The organism is Serratia sp. CY29653 (assembly GCF_052169255.1).
In the GTDB taxonomy this organism is placed as follows: Bacteria; Pseudomonadota; Gammaproteobacteria; order Enterobacterales; family Enterobacteriaceae; genus Serratia; species Serratia sarumanii.
Window position 1 is genome coordinate 851,992 of the sequence record NZ_JBJNLC010000001.1, and the last position, 16,094, is coordinate 868,085.

Genomic DNA, 16,094 nt, shown 5'->3' on the forward strand with positions numbered 1-16,094 from the left:
ATCGGCCTGATTGCGGGCCGATGCTGTTTTATCTGGGCGGTTCGCGGTTGTTAATTGCAAAATCGGTGATGGCAATTATGATTAGCCGAATCGCTAAGCTAAGAGCATGTGCATGCAAAACGAGAAGAAATCGAACGTAGAGTTCATCCCGCAGTTTCAAAAAGCCTTTTTATATCCGCGCTACTGGGGCGTGTGGTTGGGAACCGGCCTGATGGCCGGCATTTCGCTGGTGCCCGCGCGCCTGCGCGATCCGGTGCTGGGTGCGGTCGGCAAACTGGCCGGCAAGCTGGCGAAGGGCGCGCGCCGTCGTGCCCGCATCAACCTGCTGTATTGCTTGCCGGGGCTGCCGGAAAGCGACCGCGAGCACATTATCGACCAGATGTTCGCCTGTGCGCCGCAGTCGATGGTGCTGATGGCTGAGCTGGCTTGCACCAAGCCAGAGAAAGTGCTCAAGCGCGTGCGTTGGCACGGTGAAGAGGTGTTGGACAAGATCCGGGCGGAAGGGCGCAACGTGATTTTCCTTGTGCCTCACGGCTGGGCGGTGGATGTGCCGGCGATGCTGATGGCCGCGCGCGGCCAACCGATGGCGGCGATGTTCCACAACCAGCGCAATCAGCTGATCGACTACCTGTGGAACGCCGTGCGGCGTAAATTCGGCGGCCGCATGCACGCGCGCAACGACGGCATCAAACCGTTTATCAGTTCGGTACGGCAGGGGTATTGGGGCTACTATCTGCCCGATCAGGATCACGGCGCCGAGCACAGCGAGTTCGTCGATTTCTTCGCCACCTATAAGGCGACGCTGCCGGCGGTGGGGCGGCTGATGAAGGTGTGTCGCGCGGCGATCGTGCCTTTGTTCCCGGTGTACGACGGCAAAACCAGCATGCTGGATATTTATATTCGCGAGCCGATGGACGATCTGGCTGAAGCCGACGATCCGCGCATTGCCCGCCGCATGAATGAAGAAGTGGAAAATCTGGTGGGCCCGAATCCGGAGCAGTATACCTGGATCCTCAAACTGCTGAAGACGCGCAAGGAAGGGGAGATTGAACCTTACTCGCGCGACGATCTGTATCGTTAATCCTTTCTGCCGCTAACGCCGGCCGGGCCGCAATCCGGCCGGCGTCTCTTCATATATGCACCCTACAGCCGCGAGCCCGCAGGATGTCGACGACTTTAGGCGTGCGGGTGAAATCATTCCAGCGCAGGTCCAGTTTGCGCAGTCGGCTCAGTTCGCCGAGGCTTTCCGGCAGGTCGCTCAGGCGGTTGGCGCGCAGATCCAGACTTCTCAGCGCCGTCAGCTCGCCGATATTTTCCGGCAGACGCGTCAGATGATTGAAACGCAGGTTCAGCTCGCTCAGCCGCGGCAGCCGACAGAAGGCCTGCGGCAGCTCGGCGATGGCATTGTTAGCCGCGTCGAGTATCTCCAGCTCACCGAGCTGAGCCATTTCCGCCGGCAGCGAGGTCAGGGCATTTTTCATGATATGCAGTTCGCGCAGCGCGTGCAGTTGCCCGATTTCGGCGGGCAGGTTGCCGATGCGGTTGTTGTATAAACGCAGCTCCTGCAATGCCGCCAGCCTCGGTATCGCCTGTGGCAAAACGGTTAAATGGTTGTCGGTCGCGTTGAGGTAAACCAACTGCTGCAGCTGCGCCAGCGAGCGCGGCAGATCGCTAAAGCCGTTATCGCTCAGATAGAGGTATTTCAACCGATGCAGCTGCCCCATTTCTTCGGGGAGTTCGTTTGCGCGATTGTGGCCAAAGTCGAACATCTCGAGCTGTTGCAACTGGCCAATCTCCGGCGGCAGGCGGTCGAGCTGATTGCAGGAGATATTCAGCACCCGCAGATTTCGGTGCCTGAAGAGGGCGACAGGGAGGGCCGTCAGCTGATTGTCGTACAGGCTAATCTTGCGCAGCGCGTGGCCGGCTAACGGCGACTCGTCGAGCTGCGTCAGGCCGTGGCCGTCGAGATCGAGCTCATCACTGCTCGCTGCGGGAGTGTGTTGGTGGAGCATGGCGTTCTCCGTCGTTCATGGCGGTGCAGGGCAAAAAAAATGCCGGCCAACGTGAGCCGGCCGGCATTCGTCTGCGGCGTGGATTACTCGACGCGCAGGATACGGCTGGTATTGGTGGTGCCGACGGTTTCCATTACGTCGCCCTGGGTGACGATCACCAGATCGCCGGAGACCAGGAAGCCTTTGTCGCGCAGGCGATTGACGGCTTCATTGGCGGCGATCACGCCGTCTTTGTGGCTGTCGAAATACACCGGCGTCACGCCGCGATACAGCGCGGTCAGATTCAGCGTATGCTCATGACGCGACATGGCGAAGATCGGCAGGCCCGAGCTGATGCGCGACATCATCAGCGCGGTGCGGCCGGACTCGGTCATGGCGATCAGCGCGGTAACGCCTTTCAGGTGGTTGGCGGCATACATCGAAGACATGGCAATCGCTTCTTCGATGTTGTCGAACTGCACGTCCAGGCGGTGTTTGGAAACATTGATGCTCGGGATCTTCTCGGCGCCCAGACAAACGCGCGCCATCGCCGCCACGGTTTCCGCCGGGTATTGGCCGGCGGCGGTTTCCGCCGACAGCATAACGGCGTCGGTGCCGTCCAGCACGGCGTTGGCCACGTCCATGACTTCGGCGCGGGTCGGCATCGGGTTGGTGATCATCGACTCCATCATCTGGGTTGCGGTGATCACCGCGCGGTTCAGGGTACGGGCGCGGCGGATCAGTTTCTTCTGAATGCCGACCAGTTCCGGATCGCCGATTTCGACGCCGAGATCGCCACGGGCAACCATCACCACGTCGGAGGCCAGAATAATGTCGTCCATCGCTTCGTCGCTGCAGACCGCTTCGGCGCGCTCCACCTTGGACACGATCTTGGCGTTGCAGCCGGCGTCGCGCGCCAGGCGGCGGGCATAGTTCAGGTCTTCACCGGTGCGCGGGAAGGAAACCGCCAGATAGTCGACGCCAATCTTGGCGGCGGTCACGATGTCCGCCTTGTCTTTTTCGGTCAGCGCTTCGGCCGACAGGCCACCGCCGAGCTTATTGATGCCCTTGTTGTTGGACAGCGGGCCGCCGACCGTCACTTCGGTAAACACTTTCATGCCCTGAACTTCGAGCACTTTCAACTGAACGCGGCCGTCGTCGAGCAGCAGGACATCGCCCGGCACCACGTCGGCAGGCAGGCCTTTATAGTCGATACCGACTTTTTCTTTATCGCCTTCGCCTTTTGACAGGTTGGCGTCCAGCAGGAATTTATCGCCCACGTTGAGGAAGATTTTGCCTTCCTTGAAGGTGGAGACGCGGATTTTCGGCCCTTGCAGATCGCCGAGTATAGCGACGTGACGTCCCAGTTTTGCGGCGATTTCGCGCACTTTGTCAGCGCGAGCCTGGTGATCTTCCGGGCTGCCGTGGGAGAAGTTAAGCCGAACTACGTTGGCGCCGGCGGCAATGATCTTTTCCAGATTATTGTCGCGGTCAGTAGCCGGACCCAGGGTGGTAACGATTTTGGTTCTTCTGAGCCGTCTGGACATGTATTACTCCGTTGACTGGTGAAGCAAATATTGGTGTTGCGATAACGTCGGATAACGAAACCAGGCGTGAAATGTAATTTTACAACACTGATATTTCACCCGGGTTACCCGCATGAGCATGTTAACAGGGTACCGCCTCTGATGCCGTCATTCAAATGTCTGTTGAACGGCGATTTTTTCTTCGTCGGGTCACGAATCAAAACTGTTGGGAATGACCACGCCTTTATCAAAGCGCGATTCTTTGAGCGCTTCTTTGACCCGCTTCAAGTTATCTCTGAATTTAGCCCCTCGGCGCAAGGTAAATCCGGTGGCGAGCACGTCAATGAGCGTTAATTGCGCGATCCGCGACACCATCGGCATGTAAACGTCGGTGTCTTCGGGCACGTCGAGCAGCAGAGCGAGGGTCGCCGCCTGGGCGAGCGGGGTGTCGCGCGAGGTGATAGCCAATACCGTGGCGTCGTTTTCTCGCGCCAGGTGGGCCATCTCCACCAGATTCTTGGTGCGGCCGGTGTGTGAGATCAGCACCACCACGTCGCCTTCGCCGGAGTTCATGCAGCTCATGCGCTGCATAACGATGTCATCGAAGTAGACCACCGGAATGTTGAAGCGGAAAAATTTGTTCATCGCATCGTGCGCCACCGCCGCGGAGGCGCCCAGGCCGAAGAAAGAGATCTTTTTTGCCTGGGTGAGCAGGTCAACCGCACGATTGATTGCGGCAATATCCAAATTTGCCTTTACTGTATCCAGGCTGGCCATGACCGATTCGAAGATCTTGCTGGTATAAGCATCGACGCTGTCGTCTTCCTCGACATTACGGTTTACGTAGGGCGTGCCGTTAGCCAGGCTTTGGGCTAGATGCAGTTTGAAGTCGGGAAAGCCTTTGGTATCAAGGCGGCGGCAAAAACGGTTGACGGTGGGTTCGCTGACGTCGGCCATGCGCGCCAGCGTGGCGATGCTGGAGTGAATGGCGGTCTGCGGGGAGGCCAGGATCACCTCGGCGACTTTCCTTTCAGATTTGCTCAGGAGTTCCAGATGGCTCTGGATTTTGTCCAGCGTATTCATATAACGAGAGTCACTCATGGTTTTATCCCTGTGGCTTTCAAGCAACAGCGTCGAATCTCGCCCGTGTTTGCCGTGCAAGCAGACGCCAAACGAGCGGCTGTAACCTGGAATCGATAGGGTATGACGATTTCAAACAAAGGAGAAATCAATGCCGGTTTAGTGAAAATATACTACGTGCTGGTAACCGTTGGCAGTCTCGACAGGGCGTATGCAGGCTTTTTTCACCAGAATATGACCTGTGTCTAACTTTCATAATGGTAACAGAGCGTCAAAAAAGACGAAAAATTACAGTTTTGCCCGGGACGAGGGCGCTGGCGCACATTGGCGCTTTCCACTGGAATATTGAGGTCTTTTTTTCTGCTTCTGCGCTGGGTTTGCTGGCCGTAGTCAAACAGAGTACATTAGTAATGTAAGAAAATTACAAATATCCTGCAACGAGGAGATGAACATGGCGGTAACCTCTACAGCCCAGGCGTGTGACCTGGTTATTTTCGGCGCGAAAGGTGATTTGGCGCGCCGTAAGCTGCTGCCTTCCCTGTACCAGTTAGAGAAAGCCGGACACATCCACCCGGAAACGCGGATCATCGGCGTCGGCCGCGCGGAGTGGGATAAAAAAGCCTATACCGAAGTGGTCAAGGAAGCGCTTGGCACCTTCATGAAGGAAAAACTGGATGATGAACTCTGGGCCACGCTGAGCGCACGCCTGGACTTCTGCAACCTGGACGTCAACGACAGCAAGAACTTTACCAAATTGGGTAAAATGCTGGATCAGAAACACCGCACCACCATCAACTACTTCGCCATGCCGCCAAGCACCTTCGGCGCCATCTGCAAAGGGTTGGGCGAAGCCAAACTGAACCATGAGCCGGCGCGCGTGGTGATGGAGAAGCCGCTGGGCACCGATCTGGCGTCTTCCCGCGTGATCAACGACCAGGTGGCGGAGTACTTCAACGAATCCCAGGTTTACCGTATCGACCACTATCTCGGCAAAGAGACGGTGCTGAACCTGTTGGCGCTGCGTTTCGCCAACTCGCTGTTCGCATCCAACTGGGATAACCGCACCATCGATTCGGTGCAGATCACCGTGGCGGAAGAGGTGGGCATCGAAGGGCGCTGGGGTTACTTCGACCAGGCCGGCCAGATGCGCGACATGATCCAGAACCACCTGCTGCAGATCCTGACCATGATCGCCATGTCGCCGCCGGCGGATCTGACCACTGACCGTATCCGCGACGAGAAGGTGAAGGTACTGCGTTCGCTGCGCCGTATCGATCAGACCAATGTACGGGAAACCACCGTGCGCGGTCAGTACACCGCCGGTTTCGTCCAGGGCAAGAAAGTGCCGGGTTATCTGGAAGAGGAAGGGGCGAACAAGAGCAGCAGCACCGAAACTTTCGTCTCCATCCGCGTGGATATCGACAACTGGCAGTGGGCCGGGGTGCCGTTCTACCTGCGTACCGGTAAACGCCTGCCGACCAAATGCTCGGAAGTGGTGGTGTACTTCAAAAACCCACCGCTTAACCTGTTCAGCGATTCTTACCAGCAGCTGCCGCAGAACAAGCTGACCATCCGCCTGCAGCCGGACGAAGGCATCGAAATTCAGGTGCTGAACAAGGTGCCGGGGCTGGATCACAAGCACCGTCTGCAGACCACCAAGCTGGATCTGAGCTTCTCGGAAACCTTTAACCAGGAGCACGTGGCGGACGCCTACGAGCGCCTGCTGCTGGAGACCATGCGCGGCATTCAGGCGCTGTTTGTGCGCCGTGATGAAGTGGAAGAGGCCTGGAAGTGGGTCGACTCCATCATGGACGCATGGAAAGCCGACAACGAGGCGCCGAAGCCTTATCAGGCGGGCACCTGGGGGCCGGTGGCCTCAGTGGCGATGATCACCCGCGACGGCCGTTCCTGGAACGAGTTCGAGTAATGCGCAATGCCGGCAGCCTGTCTGCCGGCTTTTTTTTGCCTGCGATCTGCGCGTGGGCCACATCACTTACGGTACGGCCGGACGTCCGCGCATTTGCGCGGAGCCCTGTGGCAGGGGCGTGCCATTGTTAACCGCGAGTAATGGAGAAATAACGATGAAAAACTGGAAAACCAGCGCCGAGCAGATCCTGACGGCAGGGCCGGTGGTGCCTGTTATCGTGATCAACAAGCTGGAGCAGGCGGTGCCGCTGGCGAAAGCGCTGGTTGCCGGCGGCGTGCGGGTATTGGAGGTGACGCTGCGGACCGTCTGCGGGCTGGAGGCGATCCGCGCTATCGCCAAAGAGGTGCCGGAGGCCATTATCGGCGCCGGTACGGTGATCAACCCGCAGCAGCTGCGGGAGGTGACCGAGGCGGGAGCGCAGTTCGCCATCAGCCCGGGGCTGACCGAAGCCTTGCTGCAGGCGGCGACGGCGGGGCCAATCCCGCTGATCCCGGGCATCAGCACCGTTTCCGAGCTGATGCAGGGTATGGATCACGGCCTGCGCGAGTTCAAATTCTTCCCGGCGGAAGCCAACGGCGGCGTGAAGGCGCTGCAGGCGATCGGCGGCCCGTTCCCGCAGGTGCGTTTTTGCCCGACCGGCGGCATTACGCCGAACAACTACCGCGATTATCTGGCGCTGAACAGCGTACTTTGCATCGGCGGTTCCTGGCTGGTGCCGGCGGACGCGCTCGAAAGCGGCGACTACGCGCGCATCACTGAACTGGCGCGCAGCGCCGTCAGCGGGGCCGCGTTGTAACCCGCGCCGCGCCTGGGGTTGGCGCTTATTTGCGCGCCCGCGAATATCGCAAGGCTCAACGCTCCGTTGAGCCTTTTTTAATTTTTATCGTGATTAACGTTCTTATTTTTAACCCGTTTTTTTTCGATTTTTATGAAAACGGCAGTTTGCTTTCTTATTTTGGCTGTGGTAAAAATATCTCAGTCGAAAATTTTACTTTCATGAGGATATTGGGCAAATCGCACGGTGTGCGGCTGATAATAGAGAACGATTATGATGACTATTAACGGAATTACCCTCAGAACCTCTACGTGCCAACTCTTCCTGTCTGCGATCCTTGCCAGTGAGCATCACTGGTGCAGCGAGCTATAGCGTCTTTCTCCCTTAACCGGTGCCGGTAGCGGGCTTTCGCCTTCGCTCTACCGTTCAGCCGGGCAAACATTCTTTTTGCGTTTGGGTCAGTTTATCCCCAGGGATCTCTGCGTCTTGCGCGCCGCAATGCGCCGTTTGACGAGATAAATCGGGATAAATATGCCTTGGCGCGCGTTATTCGCCGTTTGGGAGAAAAATTATGATTTATTGGATCTTTTTAGGTTTGGCCATCATGACCGAAATCATCGGCACCTTGTCGATGAAATACGCCAGCGTCAATGGCGGCATGATTGGGCACATCGTGATGTACGTGATGATCACCGCGTCTTATGTGTTGCTGTCCGTAGCGGTAAAACGCGTGGCGCTGGGCGTGGCCTATGCGCTGTGGGAAGGCATCGGTATTCTGTTCATTACCCTGTTCAGCGTGCTGTGGTTCGACGAGCCAATCTCGGCGCTGAAGGTGCTGGGCCTGGCTACGCTGATCGCCGGCATCATGCTGGTGAAATCCGGTACCCGCAAAGAGCGAAAACAGGTCAGCCCGCGAGGTAACAACCATGCAACAGTTTGAGTTGTACCACATTGGGTTCCTGGGGCTGGCGATCGTGCTGGAAATCATCGCCAACATCTTCCTGAAGATGTCGGACGGCTTCCGTAAAATTTGGCTGGGGCTGTTGTCGCTGCTGTCGGTGCTCGGCGCGTTCAGCGCCCTGGCGCAGGCGGTGAAGGGCATCGATCTGTCGATCGCTTATGCGCTGTGGGGCGGTTTCGGTATCGCCGCCACCATCGCCGCAGGCTGGATCATGTTCGGCCAGCGGTTGAACGCCAAAGGCTGGATTGGCCTGGCGCTGCTGCTGATGGGGATGGTGATCCTTAAACTGTCCTGATAACGGGCAATAAAAAACCGCAGGCGTTGCCGTCTGCGGTTTTTTTTCGTCTGCGCTCAGGCTTACAGCGCGGCGATGATTTTGATTTCCACCTTGTACTTCGGATTCATCAGCTGCGCCTGCACGGTGCAGCGCACCGGCGCGCTGCCGGCGACCACCCAGGCGTCCCAGGCGGCGTTCATCGCGGCGAAGTCGGCGCTGTTGGCCAGGAAGATGGTGGCGTCCAGAATGCGGCTTTTGTCCGAACCTACACGCGCCAGCAGCACGTCGATGGCGGCGAGGGCGTTGGCGGTCTGCGCGGTCGCGTCGTCGTCCAGGTTCTCCGGCACGCTGGTGTAGTAAACGGTCTCGTTGTGCACCACGGCTTCGGACCAGCGCTGATCGGGATCAATTCTTTCGATATTCATTTGCTTATCTCCATATCATAGTCCCGCTAAGGGTAGCACAGCCGGTGATGAAAAAGCGCGGCGATAAAGTGGGTGGTAGCCGGGCGGCAGGCTTGGCATAATCACCGCTGAATGACACCGGCAGAGAGACAGCGTGACAGACGATTTTGCAACAGACGGCGCCTTGGCGCAGGCTATCAAGGGATTCAAACCGCGTGAGCCGCAGCGGCAGATGGCGCAAGCCGTCACCGAGGCGATCAATTTCAAGCAGGAGCTGGTGGTCGAAGCCGGCACCGGCACCGGCAAAACCTTCGCTTATCTGGCGCCGGCGCTGCGCGCCGATCGCAAAGTGATCATCTCGACCGGTTCGAAAGCGTTGCAGGATCAGCTGTATGCGCGCGATCTGCCCACCGTCGCCAAGGCGTTGAAGTACAAAGGTAAGCTGGCGCTGCTGAAGGGGCGCTCCAACTATTTGTGTCTCGAGCGGCTGGAGCAGCAGTCGATGGCCGGCGGTGAGCTGGCGGGGCAGACGCTGATCGATCTGGTGCAGTTGCGCAAGTGGTCGTCGCAGACCAAAGAGGGCGACATCAGTACCTGCAGCGAAGTGGCGGAGGACAGCTTCGTCTGGCCATTGGTGACCAGCACCAATGACAACTGTCTGGGCAGCGACTGCCCGCTGTATCAGGATTGCTTCGTAGTCAAGGCGCGCCGCCGTGCGATGGATGCGGATGTGGTGGTGGTGAACCATCACCTGTTCCTGGCAGATATGGTGGTGAAAGAGGGCGGTTTCGCCGAGCTGATCCCGGAAGCCGAGGTGATGATTTTCGACGAAGCGCACCAAATCCCCGACATCGCCAGCCAGTATTTCGGCCAACAGCTCACCAGCCGCCAACTGTTGGATCTGGCGAAGGACATCACCATCGCCTACCGCACCGAGGTGCGCGACGCCGCTCAACTGCAAAAAAGCGCCGACCGTCTCAGCCTGAGCACGCAAGATTTCCGTCTGAATCTGGGCGAGCCGGGTTTTCGCGGCAATCTGCGTGACGTGCTCGGCGAACCGAACGTGCAGCGCGCTCTGTTGCTGCTCGATGACGCGTTGGAGCTGTGTTATGACGTGATGAAACTGTCGCTGGGGCGTTCGGCGCTGCTGGACGCCGCCTTTGAGCGCGCCACGCTGTACCGCGCACGCCTCAAGCGGCTGAAGGCGGTGACGGAGCCTGGCTACAGCTATTGGTATGAATGCAACTCGCGTCATTTCGTGCTGGCGCTGACGCCGCTGACGGTAGCCGATCGGTTCCGCGAAATGCTGGACGAGAAGCCGGGCAGTTGGATCTTTACCTCGGCCACGCTGTCGGTCAACGATCGGTTGGGCCACTTTACCGAACGGCTGGGGCTGACCAAGGCCAAAACGCTGCTGTTGCCGAGCCCGTTCGACTATGCCAAGCAGGCGCTGCTGTGCGTGCCGCGCTTTTTGCCTTCGCCGAATCAGCGCGGCGGAGCGCGCCAGCTGGCGCGCATGCTGCGGCCATTAATTGAAGCCAACAACGGCCGCTGCTTCTTTTTATGCACCTCGCACCAGATGATGCGCGAGCTGGCGGAAGAGTTCCGCGCCACGATGACGCTGCCGGTGCTGTTGCAAGGGGAAACCAGCAAAGGGCAGCTGCTGGCGCAGTTCGTCGCCGCCGGTAACGCGCTGCTGGTGGCGACCAGCAGCTTCTGGGAAGGGGTGGACGTGCGCGGCGATGCGCTGTCCTGCGTGATCATCGATAAACTGCCGTTCACTTCACCGGACGATCCGCTGCTGAAGGCGCGCATTGAAGATTGCCGCCTGCGCGGCGGCGATCCGTTCAATGACGTGCAGCTGCCGGATGCGGTCATCACCCTGAAACAGGGGGTGGGCCGTTTGATCCGCGACACCGACGATCGCGGCGTGCTGGTGATTTGCGATAACCGTCTGGTCATGCGGCCCTACGGCGAGGTTTTCCTCAATAGCCTGCCGCCTACGCCGCGCACCCGCGATTTGAAGCAGGCGATCGCCTTCCTGCAGGCCGCCGACACGTCGGCCACGTGAAAGATGAAGGGCTTACGGGGCTGTGCTACAATGCGCGCCCTGTATGAAAAACCCAGTTTTATTCCCGCCAGAGGTTGGCATGTCCACGCGAATTTTAGCGATCGATACCGCGACGGAAGCCTGTTCCGTCGCCGTCTGGAATCAAGGCGAAATCCACGCCCTGTTTGAGCTGTGCCCACGCGAGCATACGCAACGTATTTTACCTATGGTGCAGCAGGTGCTGGCGGAATCCGGCCTGGCGCTCAACCAGCTCGATGCGCTGGCCTTTGGCCGCGGCCCCGGCAGCTTTACCGGGGTGCGCATCGGCATTGGCATCGCTCAGGGCCTGGCGCTGGGCGCCGATCTGCCGATGCTCGGTATTTCCACGCTGCAAACCATGGCGCAGGGCGCCTGGCGCGTCTGCGGCGCGGAGCGGGTGCTGGCGGCGATAGATGCGCGCATGGGCGAAGTCTACTGGGGGCAGTTCGAACGCCAGGCGGACGGTAGCTGGTTGGAAAGCGAAGGCGAGGCGGTGTTGTCGCCGGCGCAGGCGCTGGAGCGTGCGCGGCGCCTGCAGGGCGAGTGGGCCCACGTCGGCACCGGCTGGCAAACCTATCCCGATCTGGTCAAGGGGTCTACGCTGAGCGTGCGTGACGGGCAGATGCTGTTGCCGCAGGCGCAAGACATGCTGCCGCTGGCGCTGCACGCCTGGCAACAGGGGCTGGCGGTGGCGGTGGAAAACGCCGAGCCGACCTATCTGCGCAATGAAGTCACCTGGAAAAAACTGCCGGGCCGCGAGTAAGCGCGGCCTATTATGCTGTTGTTGAGGCCGGGCGATGAAAGCCTGCAACTTGAACGATGAAACGCGGTCAAAGTTACAGCCATTTCAGGAGATTGCGACCATGTTAATCCGCACTGCAAGTAAAAAGCTGTCGCTGCTGGCCGTCGCCTGCGGCGCGCTGGTTCTGTCCGGGTGCGTCACCGTACCGGATGCGATCAAAGGTTCCACCCCTTCGCCGGTGACTCAGCTTTCCTCGGTACAAAATGCACCTAATCTGTTTACCGGCGCGGAAGCCCGCTTCGGCGGCACCGTAGTAAACGTCGCCAACGAGCAAGGGCGCACGGTGCTGGAGATCGCGGCGGTGCCGCTCGACAGCGGTGCGCGGCCGATTCTGGGCGAACCGTCGCGCGGCCGCTTGCTGGCCACGGTAAACGGCTTCCTCGAACCGGTTGATTTCAAAGGCCAGTTGGTGACCGTCGTCGGCCCCATTACCGGCCTGAAAGAGGGGCGTATCGGCATGACGCCGTATCGCTTCGTGACGATGAACGTGACCGGTTTCAAACGCTGGCACCTGGTGCAGCAGGTGGTGATGCCGCCTGCGCCAATGGGCCCCTGGGGCTGGCGCGGTGGCCCGTGGGGACCCGGTTGGGGCGCAGGCTATGGTTGGTACAATCCCGGCCCGGCACAGGTGCAAACCATCGTAACCGAGTAGCATACGCTTGATATGATCACATTTGACAGGGCGGCTCAGGCCGCCCTTTTGCTTTTTGGGATAAGGAATATCCGACAATTAGTGACGTACATCGCAACCTGAATAATGTTTAAAACCTGCACTGGTCTGCTGAGTTAAAATATTGTTATGGTTAGGCTGCGAGTTTGAGGCTGCGATGATAATTAGTAATGATTTCAGGAGTAATACCTTGGATAAGGTCTGGTTAAAACGGTATCCGGCAGATGTGCCCGCAGAGATTGATGCCGATCGCTATTCGTCGTTGATCGAAATGTTTGAGCATGCCGTGCAGCGCTATGCCGATCAGCCCGCCTTTATCAACATGGGCGAGGTGATGACCTTCCGCAAACTGGAAGAGCGCAGCCGGGCTTTCGCGGCTTACCTGCAAAATGAACTGGGCCTGAAGAAGGGCGACCGCGTCGCGCTGATGATGCCTAACCTGTTGCAATACCCCATCGCTCTGTTCGGTATTCTGCGCGCCGGTATGGTGGTGGTTAACGTCAACCCGCTGTATACCCCGCGCGAGCTGGAACACCAGTTGAACGACAGCGGCGCCAGCGCCATCGTTATCGTCTCCAACTTTGCCCATACGTTGGAAAAAGTGGTGTTCAACACCCAGGTCAAGCACGTGATCCTCACGCGCATGGGCGATCAGCTATCGGCCGCCAAAGGCACGCTGGTCAACTTTGTGGTCAAGTACATCAAGCGCCTGGTGCCTAAATATAATCTGCCGGACGCCATTTCATTCCGCAGCGCGCTGCAGCGTGGACGCCGTCTGCAATATGTAAAGCCGGACATCATTAATACCGATTTGGCCTTCCTGCAATACACCGGCGGCACCACCGGCGTAGCGAAAGGCGCGATGCTGACGCACCGCAACATGCAGGCCAACCTCGAACAGGCCAAAGCCGCCTACTCGCCGCTGTTCCGTGAAGGGCAGGAACTGGTGGTGACGGCGTTGCCGCTGTACCACATTTTCGCGCTGACGGTGAACTGCCTGCTGTTTATCGATCTGGGCGGGCGCAATTTGCTGATCACTAACCCGCGCGATATTCCGGGGCTGGTGAAGGAGCTGGGCAAATACCCGTTCACCGCCATGAGCGGGGTGAATACCTTGTTCAACGCGTTGCTGAACAACGAAGAGTTCCACAAACTCGACTTCTCCACGCTGCGTTTCTCGGTCGGCGGCGGCATGTCGGTGCAAAAAGCGGTGGCCGAGAAGTGGGAGAAAACCACCGGCAAACACCTGCTGGAAGGCTATGGCCTGACGGAGTGCGCGCCGCTGGTGGCCGGCAACCCTTACGATCTGAAACACTACAGCGGCAGCATCGGTTTGCCGGTGCCGTCGACGGATATTCGGCTGTTGGACGACAATGGCCAGGATGTGCCGCCGGGAGAACCGGGCGAACTGTGGGTCAAAGGCCCGCAAGTTATGTTAGGCTATTGGCAACGCCCGGAAGCTACCGACGAAGTGCTGAAAGATGGCTGGTTGGCGACCGGTGATGTGGTGACCGTGGACGAGCAGGGGTTTGTGCGCATCGTCGACCGTAAGAAAGACATGATCCTGGTCTCTGGTTTCAACGTTTACCCGAACGAGATCGAGGACGTGGTCAGCCAGCATCCGAAGGTGCTGGAATGTGCGGCGATCGGGGTACCCAGCGAGGTCTCCGGCGAGACGGTGAAGATCTGCGTGGTGAAGAAAGACGCCTCGCTGACCAAGGAAGAGCTGTTGACCCATTGCCGTCGGCACCTGACCGGGTATAAAGTGCCTAAAATTGTTGAGTTCCGCGATGAATTGCCGAAGTCGAACGTCGGCAAGATTTTGCGGCGAGAACTGCGCGATGAGCTAAAAACGCCGAAACCGGCCGATGCCGCCTAGGTTTCGCTCTTGCGCCTGACTATCGACAACGCCGGTGAATGCCGGCGTTGTTGTGTTTGAATCCTACAAGAGAATGATGTTTTGAATTATCAGTTGATCACTACCGATGCCGGATTGCAGCAGGTCTGCGAGCAGGCGAGAAAGCATGCCCAGATTGCGCTGGACACCGAGTTTGTCAGAACGCGCACCTACTATCCGCAGCTGGGTCTGATCCAGCTCTACGACGGTGAACAACTCTCCCTTATCGATCCTCTGCCGATCAAGCAATGGCAGCCGTTTGTCGACCTGCTGGCCGATACCGCCGTGGTGAAGTTCCTGCATGCCGGCAGTGAAGATCTTGAAGTGTTTCTCAACGCCTTTAAAACGCTGCCGACGCCAATGGTCGATACCCAGATCCTGGCGGCGTTTACCGGCCGGCCGCTCTCCTGCGGTTTCGCGACGCTGGTGGCGGAGTATATGAAAGTTGAGCTGGACAAGAGCGAGTCGCGCACCGACTGGCTGGCGCGCCCGCTGACCGAAAGGCAGTGCGTGTACGCAGCCGCCGACGTGTTCTATCTGCTGCCGATGGCCAAACAGCTGGTGCAGGAGACCGAAGAGGCCGGTTGGACCGCGGCGGCCAACAACGAGTGCCTGCTGCTGTGCCAGCGCCGCAGCGAGGCGCTGGCGCCGGAATTGGCCTATCGCGAAATCAGCAATGCCTGGCAGCTGCGCCCGCGTCAGCTCGGTTGTTTGCAGAAGTTGGCGCAATGGCGGCTGCGCCAGGCGCGCGAGCGCGATCTGGCGGTGAACTTCGTAGTGCGTGAGGAAAACCTGTGGCAGGTGGCGCGCTATATGCCGTCTTCGCTGGGAGAACTGGATTCGCTGGGCCTGAGCGGGCCGGAGATCCGTTATCACGGTAAAACGCTGCTGGCGCTGGTGGCGGAGGCCGAAGCGCTGGACGAATCCGAGCTGCCGGCGCCGTTGGCAAACCTGATCGATCAGCCGGGCTACAAGAAGGTGTTCAAAGACATCAAGGCGGCGATCGCTACCGTCAGCGAGCAAAGCGGGTTGAGCAGCGAGCTGCTGGCATCCCGTCGCCAAATTAACCAATTGCTGAACTGGCATTGGCAACTGAAAGACGGCGAAAGTCGTCCTGAATTAATCAGCGGCTGGCGCGGCGATCTATTAATGGCACCGCTGCAGGACATCCTGAAAGATTATTAATCGCTGATTATCACCAGGGCAGGGTAGGGAAACTCTGCTCGGGTGAATATAGGCAGGAAATAATGCGTTGAAGGTAAATCTGGCCAGAATTTACTTTAAACGAGGCGGCGGCAAAGTTAATTGGGAATAGTCCCAAAGGGAAAAATCGCTTTTTTGCTACCGATAAAGCTTAATAACTGGATGCACATACAGTTACCCCCTGCATAAAATATACAGGGGGTAATTAATGCGTCGCAATCATTTAGCTGCTTCTTCCGATTCCGGTAATGTCACGTTAAGTTCAAGTACCGAAATATCGTCCCCTTTCTGCTCGAACTGTACGTGCAGCATTTCAGGATCGATCTGAATGTATTTGCAAATAACCGCCAGAATATCGCGTTTCAGATCAGGCAGATACGGGGGCTCACTGTCCCCGCGACGACGCTCTGCGACGATAATCTGCAGCCGTTCCTTGGCTATATTGGCTGTCTGTTTTTTGCGGGACAGAAAGAAGTCTAATAAGGCCATGGT

General features: G+C 58.4%; 15 protein-coding genes. 10 read left to right on the forward strand and 5 right to left on the reverse strand.

The window, feature by feature from the left end; translation table 11 throughout:
- Nucleotides 1–112: 112 nt before the first annotated feature.
- Nucleotides 113–1,081, forward strand: coding sequence for a lauroyl-Kdo(2)-lipid IV(A) myristoyltransferase (gene lpxM, locus ACJ8HN_RS04220; RefSeq protein WP_033638507.1), 969 nt, complete (start codon nucleotides 113–115; stop codon nucleotides 1,079–1,081).
- A gap of 49 nt (nucleotides 1,082–1,130) precedes the next feature.
- On the opposite strand, the gene ACJ8HN_RS04225 is transcribed toward lpxM, so the two are convergent.
- From ACJ8HN_RS04225 to ACJ8HN_RS04235, 3 genes are all read right to left on the reverse strand, one after another.
- Complete coding sequence (locus ACJ8HN_RS04225) at nucleotides 1,131–2,012, reverse strand: leucine-rich repeat domain-containing protein (RefSeq protein ID WP_442523105.1); 882 nt, start codon at nucleotides 2,010–2,012, stop codon at nucleotides 1,131–1,133.
- An 83-nt stretch (nucleotides 2,013–2,095) separates the two neighbouring features.
- Nucleotides 2,096–3,538 (reverse strand): pyruvate kinase, encoded by a 1,443-nt coding sequence (gene pyk, locus ACJ8HN_RS04230; protein WP_019452801.1) that lies wholly within the window; start codon nucleotides 3,536–3,538, stop codon nucleotides 2,096–2,098.
- Between the two features lie 189 nt (nucleotides 3,539–3,727).
- Complete coding sequence (locus ACJ8HN_RS04235; protein ID WP_033634845.1) at nucleotides 3,728–4,600, reverse strand: MurR/RpiR family transcriptional regulator; 873 nt, start codon at nucleotides 4,598–4,600, stop codon at nucleotides 3,728–3,730.
- A 448-nt stretch (nucleotides 4,601–5,048) separates the two neighbouring features.
- Here ACJ8HN_RS04235 and zwf point away from each other — a divergent pair, with 448 nt between their 5' ends.
- The 4 genes from zwf to mdtI all read left to right on the forward strand — a co-directional run bounded on the left by zwf (nucleotide 5,049) and on the right by mdtI (nucleotide 8,555).
- A complete protein-coding gene (gene zwf, locus ACJ8HN_RS04240; RefSeq protein ID WP_033634844.1) occupies nucleotides 5,049–6,524 on the forward strand; it encodes a glucose-6-phosphate dehydrogenase in 1,476 nt (491 codons plus the stop codon).
- A gap of 154 nt (nucleotides 6,525–6,678) precedes the next feature.
- The gene (locus ACJ8HN_RS04245) at nucleotides 6,679–7,320 is read left to right on the forward strand and encodes a bifunctional 4-hydroxy-2-oxoglutarate aldolase/2-dehydro-3-deoxy-phosphogluconate aldolase (protein WP_442523106.1); all 642 of its coding nucleotides are present in this window, start codon (nucleotides 6,679–6,681) and stop codon (nucleotides 7,318–7,320) included.
- Nucleotides 7,321–7,870: 550 nt separating this feature from the next.
- Nucleotides 7,871–8,239: a multidrug/spermidine efflux SMR transporter subunit MdtJ gene (gene mdtJ / locus ACJ8HN_RS04250; protein WP_033634840.1), complete on the forward strand. Its 369-nt coding sequence runs from the start codon at nucleotides 7,871–7,873 to the stop codon at nucleotides 8,237–8,239.
- Entirely contained in the window at nucleotides 8,226–8,555 is a 330-nt protein-coding gene (gene mdtI / locus ACJ8HN_RS04255) for a multidrug/spermidine efflux SMR transporter subunit MdtI (RefSeq protein WP_033634839.1), read from the forward strand. Before mdtJ ends, mdtI begins: the two co-directional genes overlap by 14 nt.
- 62 nt (nucleotides 8,556–8,617) lie before the next feature.
- Here the strand turns inward: mdtI and ACJ8HN_RS04260 are convergent, their stop codons facing one another.
- Nucleotides 8,618–8,962: a RidA family protein gene (locus ACJ8HN_RS04260; protein WP_033634838.1), complete on the reverse strand. Its 345-nt coding sequence runs from the start codon at nucleotides 8,960–8,962 to the stop codon at nucleotides 8,618–8,620.
- Between the two features lie 133 nt (nucleotides 8,963–9,095).
- On the opposite strand from ACJ8HN_RS04260, the gene ACJ8HN_RS04265 reads away from it, so the two are divergent.
- From ACJ8HN_RS04265 to rnd, 5 genes are all read left to right on the forward strand, one after another.
- Nucleotides 9,096–11,012, forward strand: coding sequence for an ATP-dependent DNA helicase (locus ACJ8HN_RS04265; RefSeq protein ID WP_033647629.1), 1,917 nt, complete (start codon nucleotides 9,096–9,098; stop codon nucleotides 11,010–11,012).
- 79 nt (nucleotides 11,013–11,091) lie between these two features.
- The gene (gene tsaB, locus ACJ8HN_RS04270; protein WP_074026450.1) at nucleotides 11,092–11,793 is read left to right on the forward strand and encodes a tRNA (adenosine(37)-N6)-threonylcarbamoyltransferase complex dimerization subunit type 1 TsaB; all 702 of its coding nucleotides are present in this window, start codon (nucleotides 11,092–11,094) and stop codon (nucleotides 11,791–11,793) included.
- A gap of 100 nt (nucleotides 11,794–11,893) precedes the next feature.
- Nucleotides 11,894–12,484 carry a Slp family lipoprotein gene (locus ACJ8HN_RS04275; protein ID WP_033638506.1) on the forward strand — a complete coding sequence of 197 codons (591 nt, stop codon included), beginning with the start codon at nucleotides 11,894–11,896 and terminating at the stop codon, nucleotides 12,482–12,484.
- Nucleotides 12,485–12,692: 208 nt separating this feature from the next.
- Entirely contained in the window at nucleotides 12,693–14,381 is a 1,689-nt protein-coding gene (gene fadD, locus ACJ8HN_RS04280; protein WP_033654397.1) for a long-chain-fatty-acid--CoA ligase FadD, read from the forward strand.
- Nucleotides 14,382–14,462: 81 nt separating this feature from the next.
- A complete protein-coding gene (gene rnd / locus ACJ8HN_RS04285) occupies nucleotides 14,463–15,584 on the forward strand; it encodes a ribonuclease D (RefSeq protein ID WP_041035461.1) in 1,122 nt (373 codons plus the stop codon).
- Nucleotides 15,585–15,821: 237 nt separating this feature from the next.
- Here the strand turns inward: rnd and minE are convergent, their stop codons facing one another.
- A complete protein-coding gene (minE, locus tag ACJ8HN_RS04290; RefSeq protein ID WP_004932303.1) occupies nucleotides 15,822–16,091 on the reverse strand; it encodes a cell division topological specificity factor MinE in 270 nt (89 codons plus the stop codon).
- Between the last annotated feature and the right edge of the window lie 3 nt (nucleotides 16,092–16,094).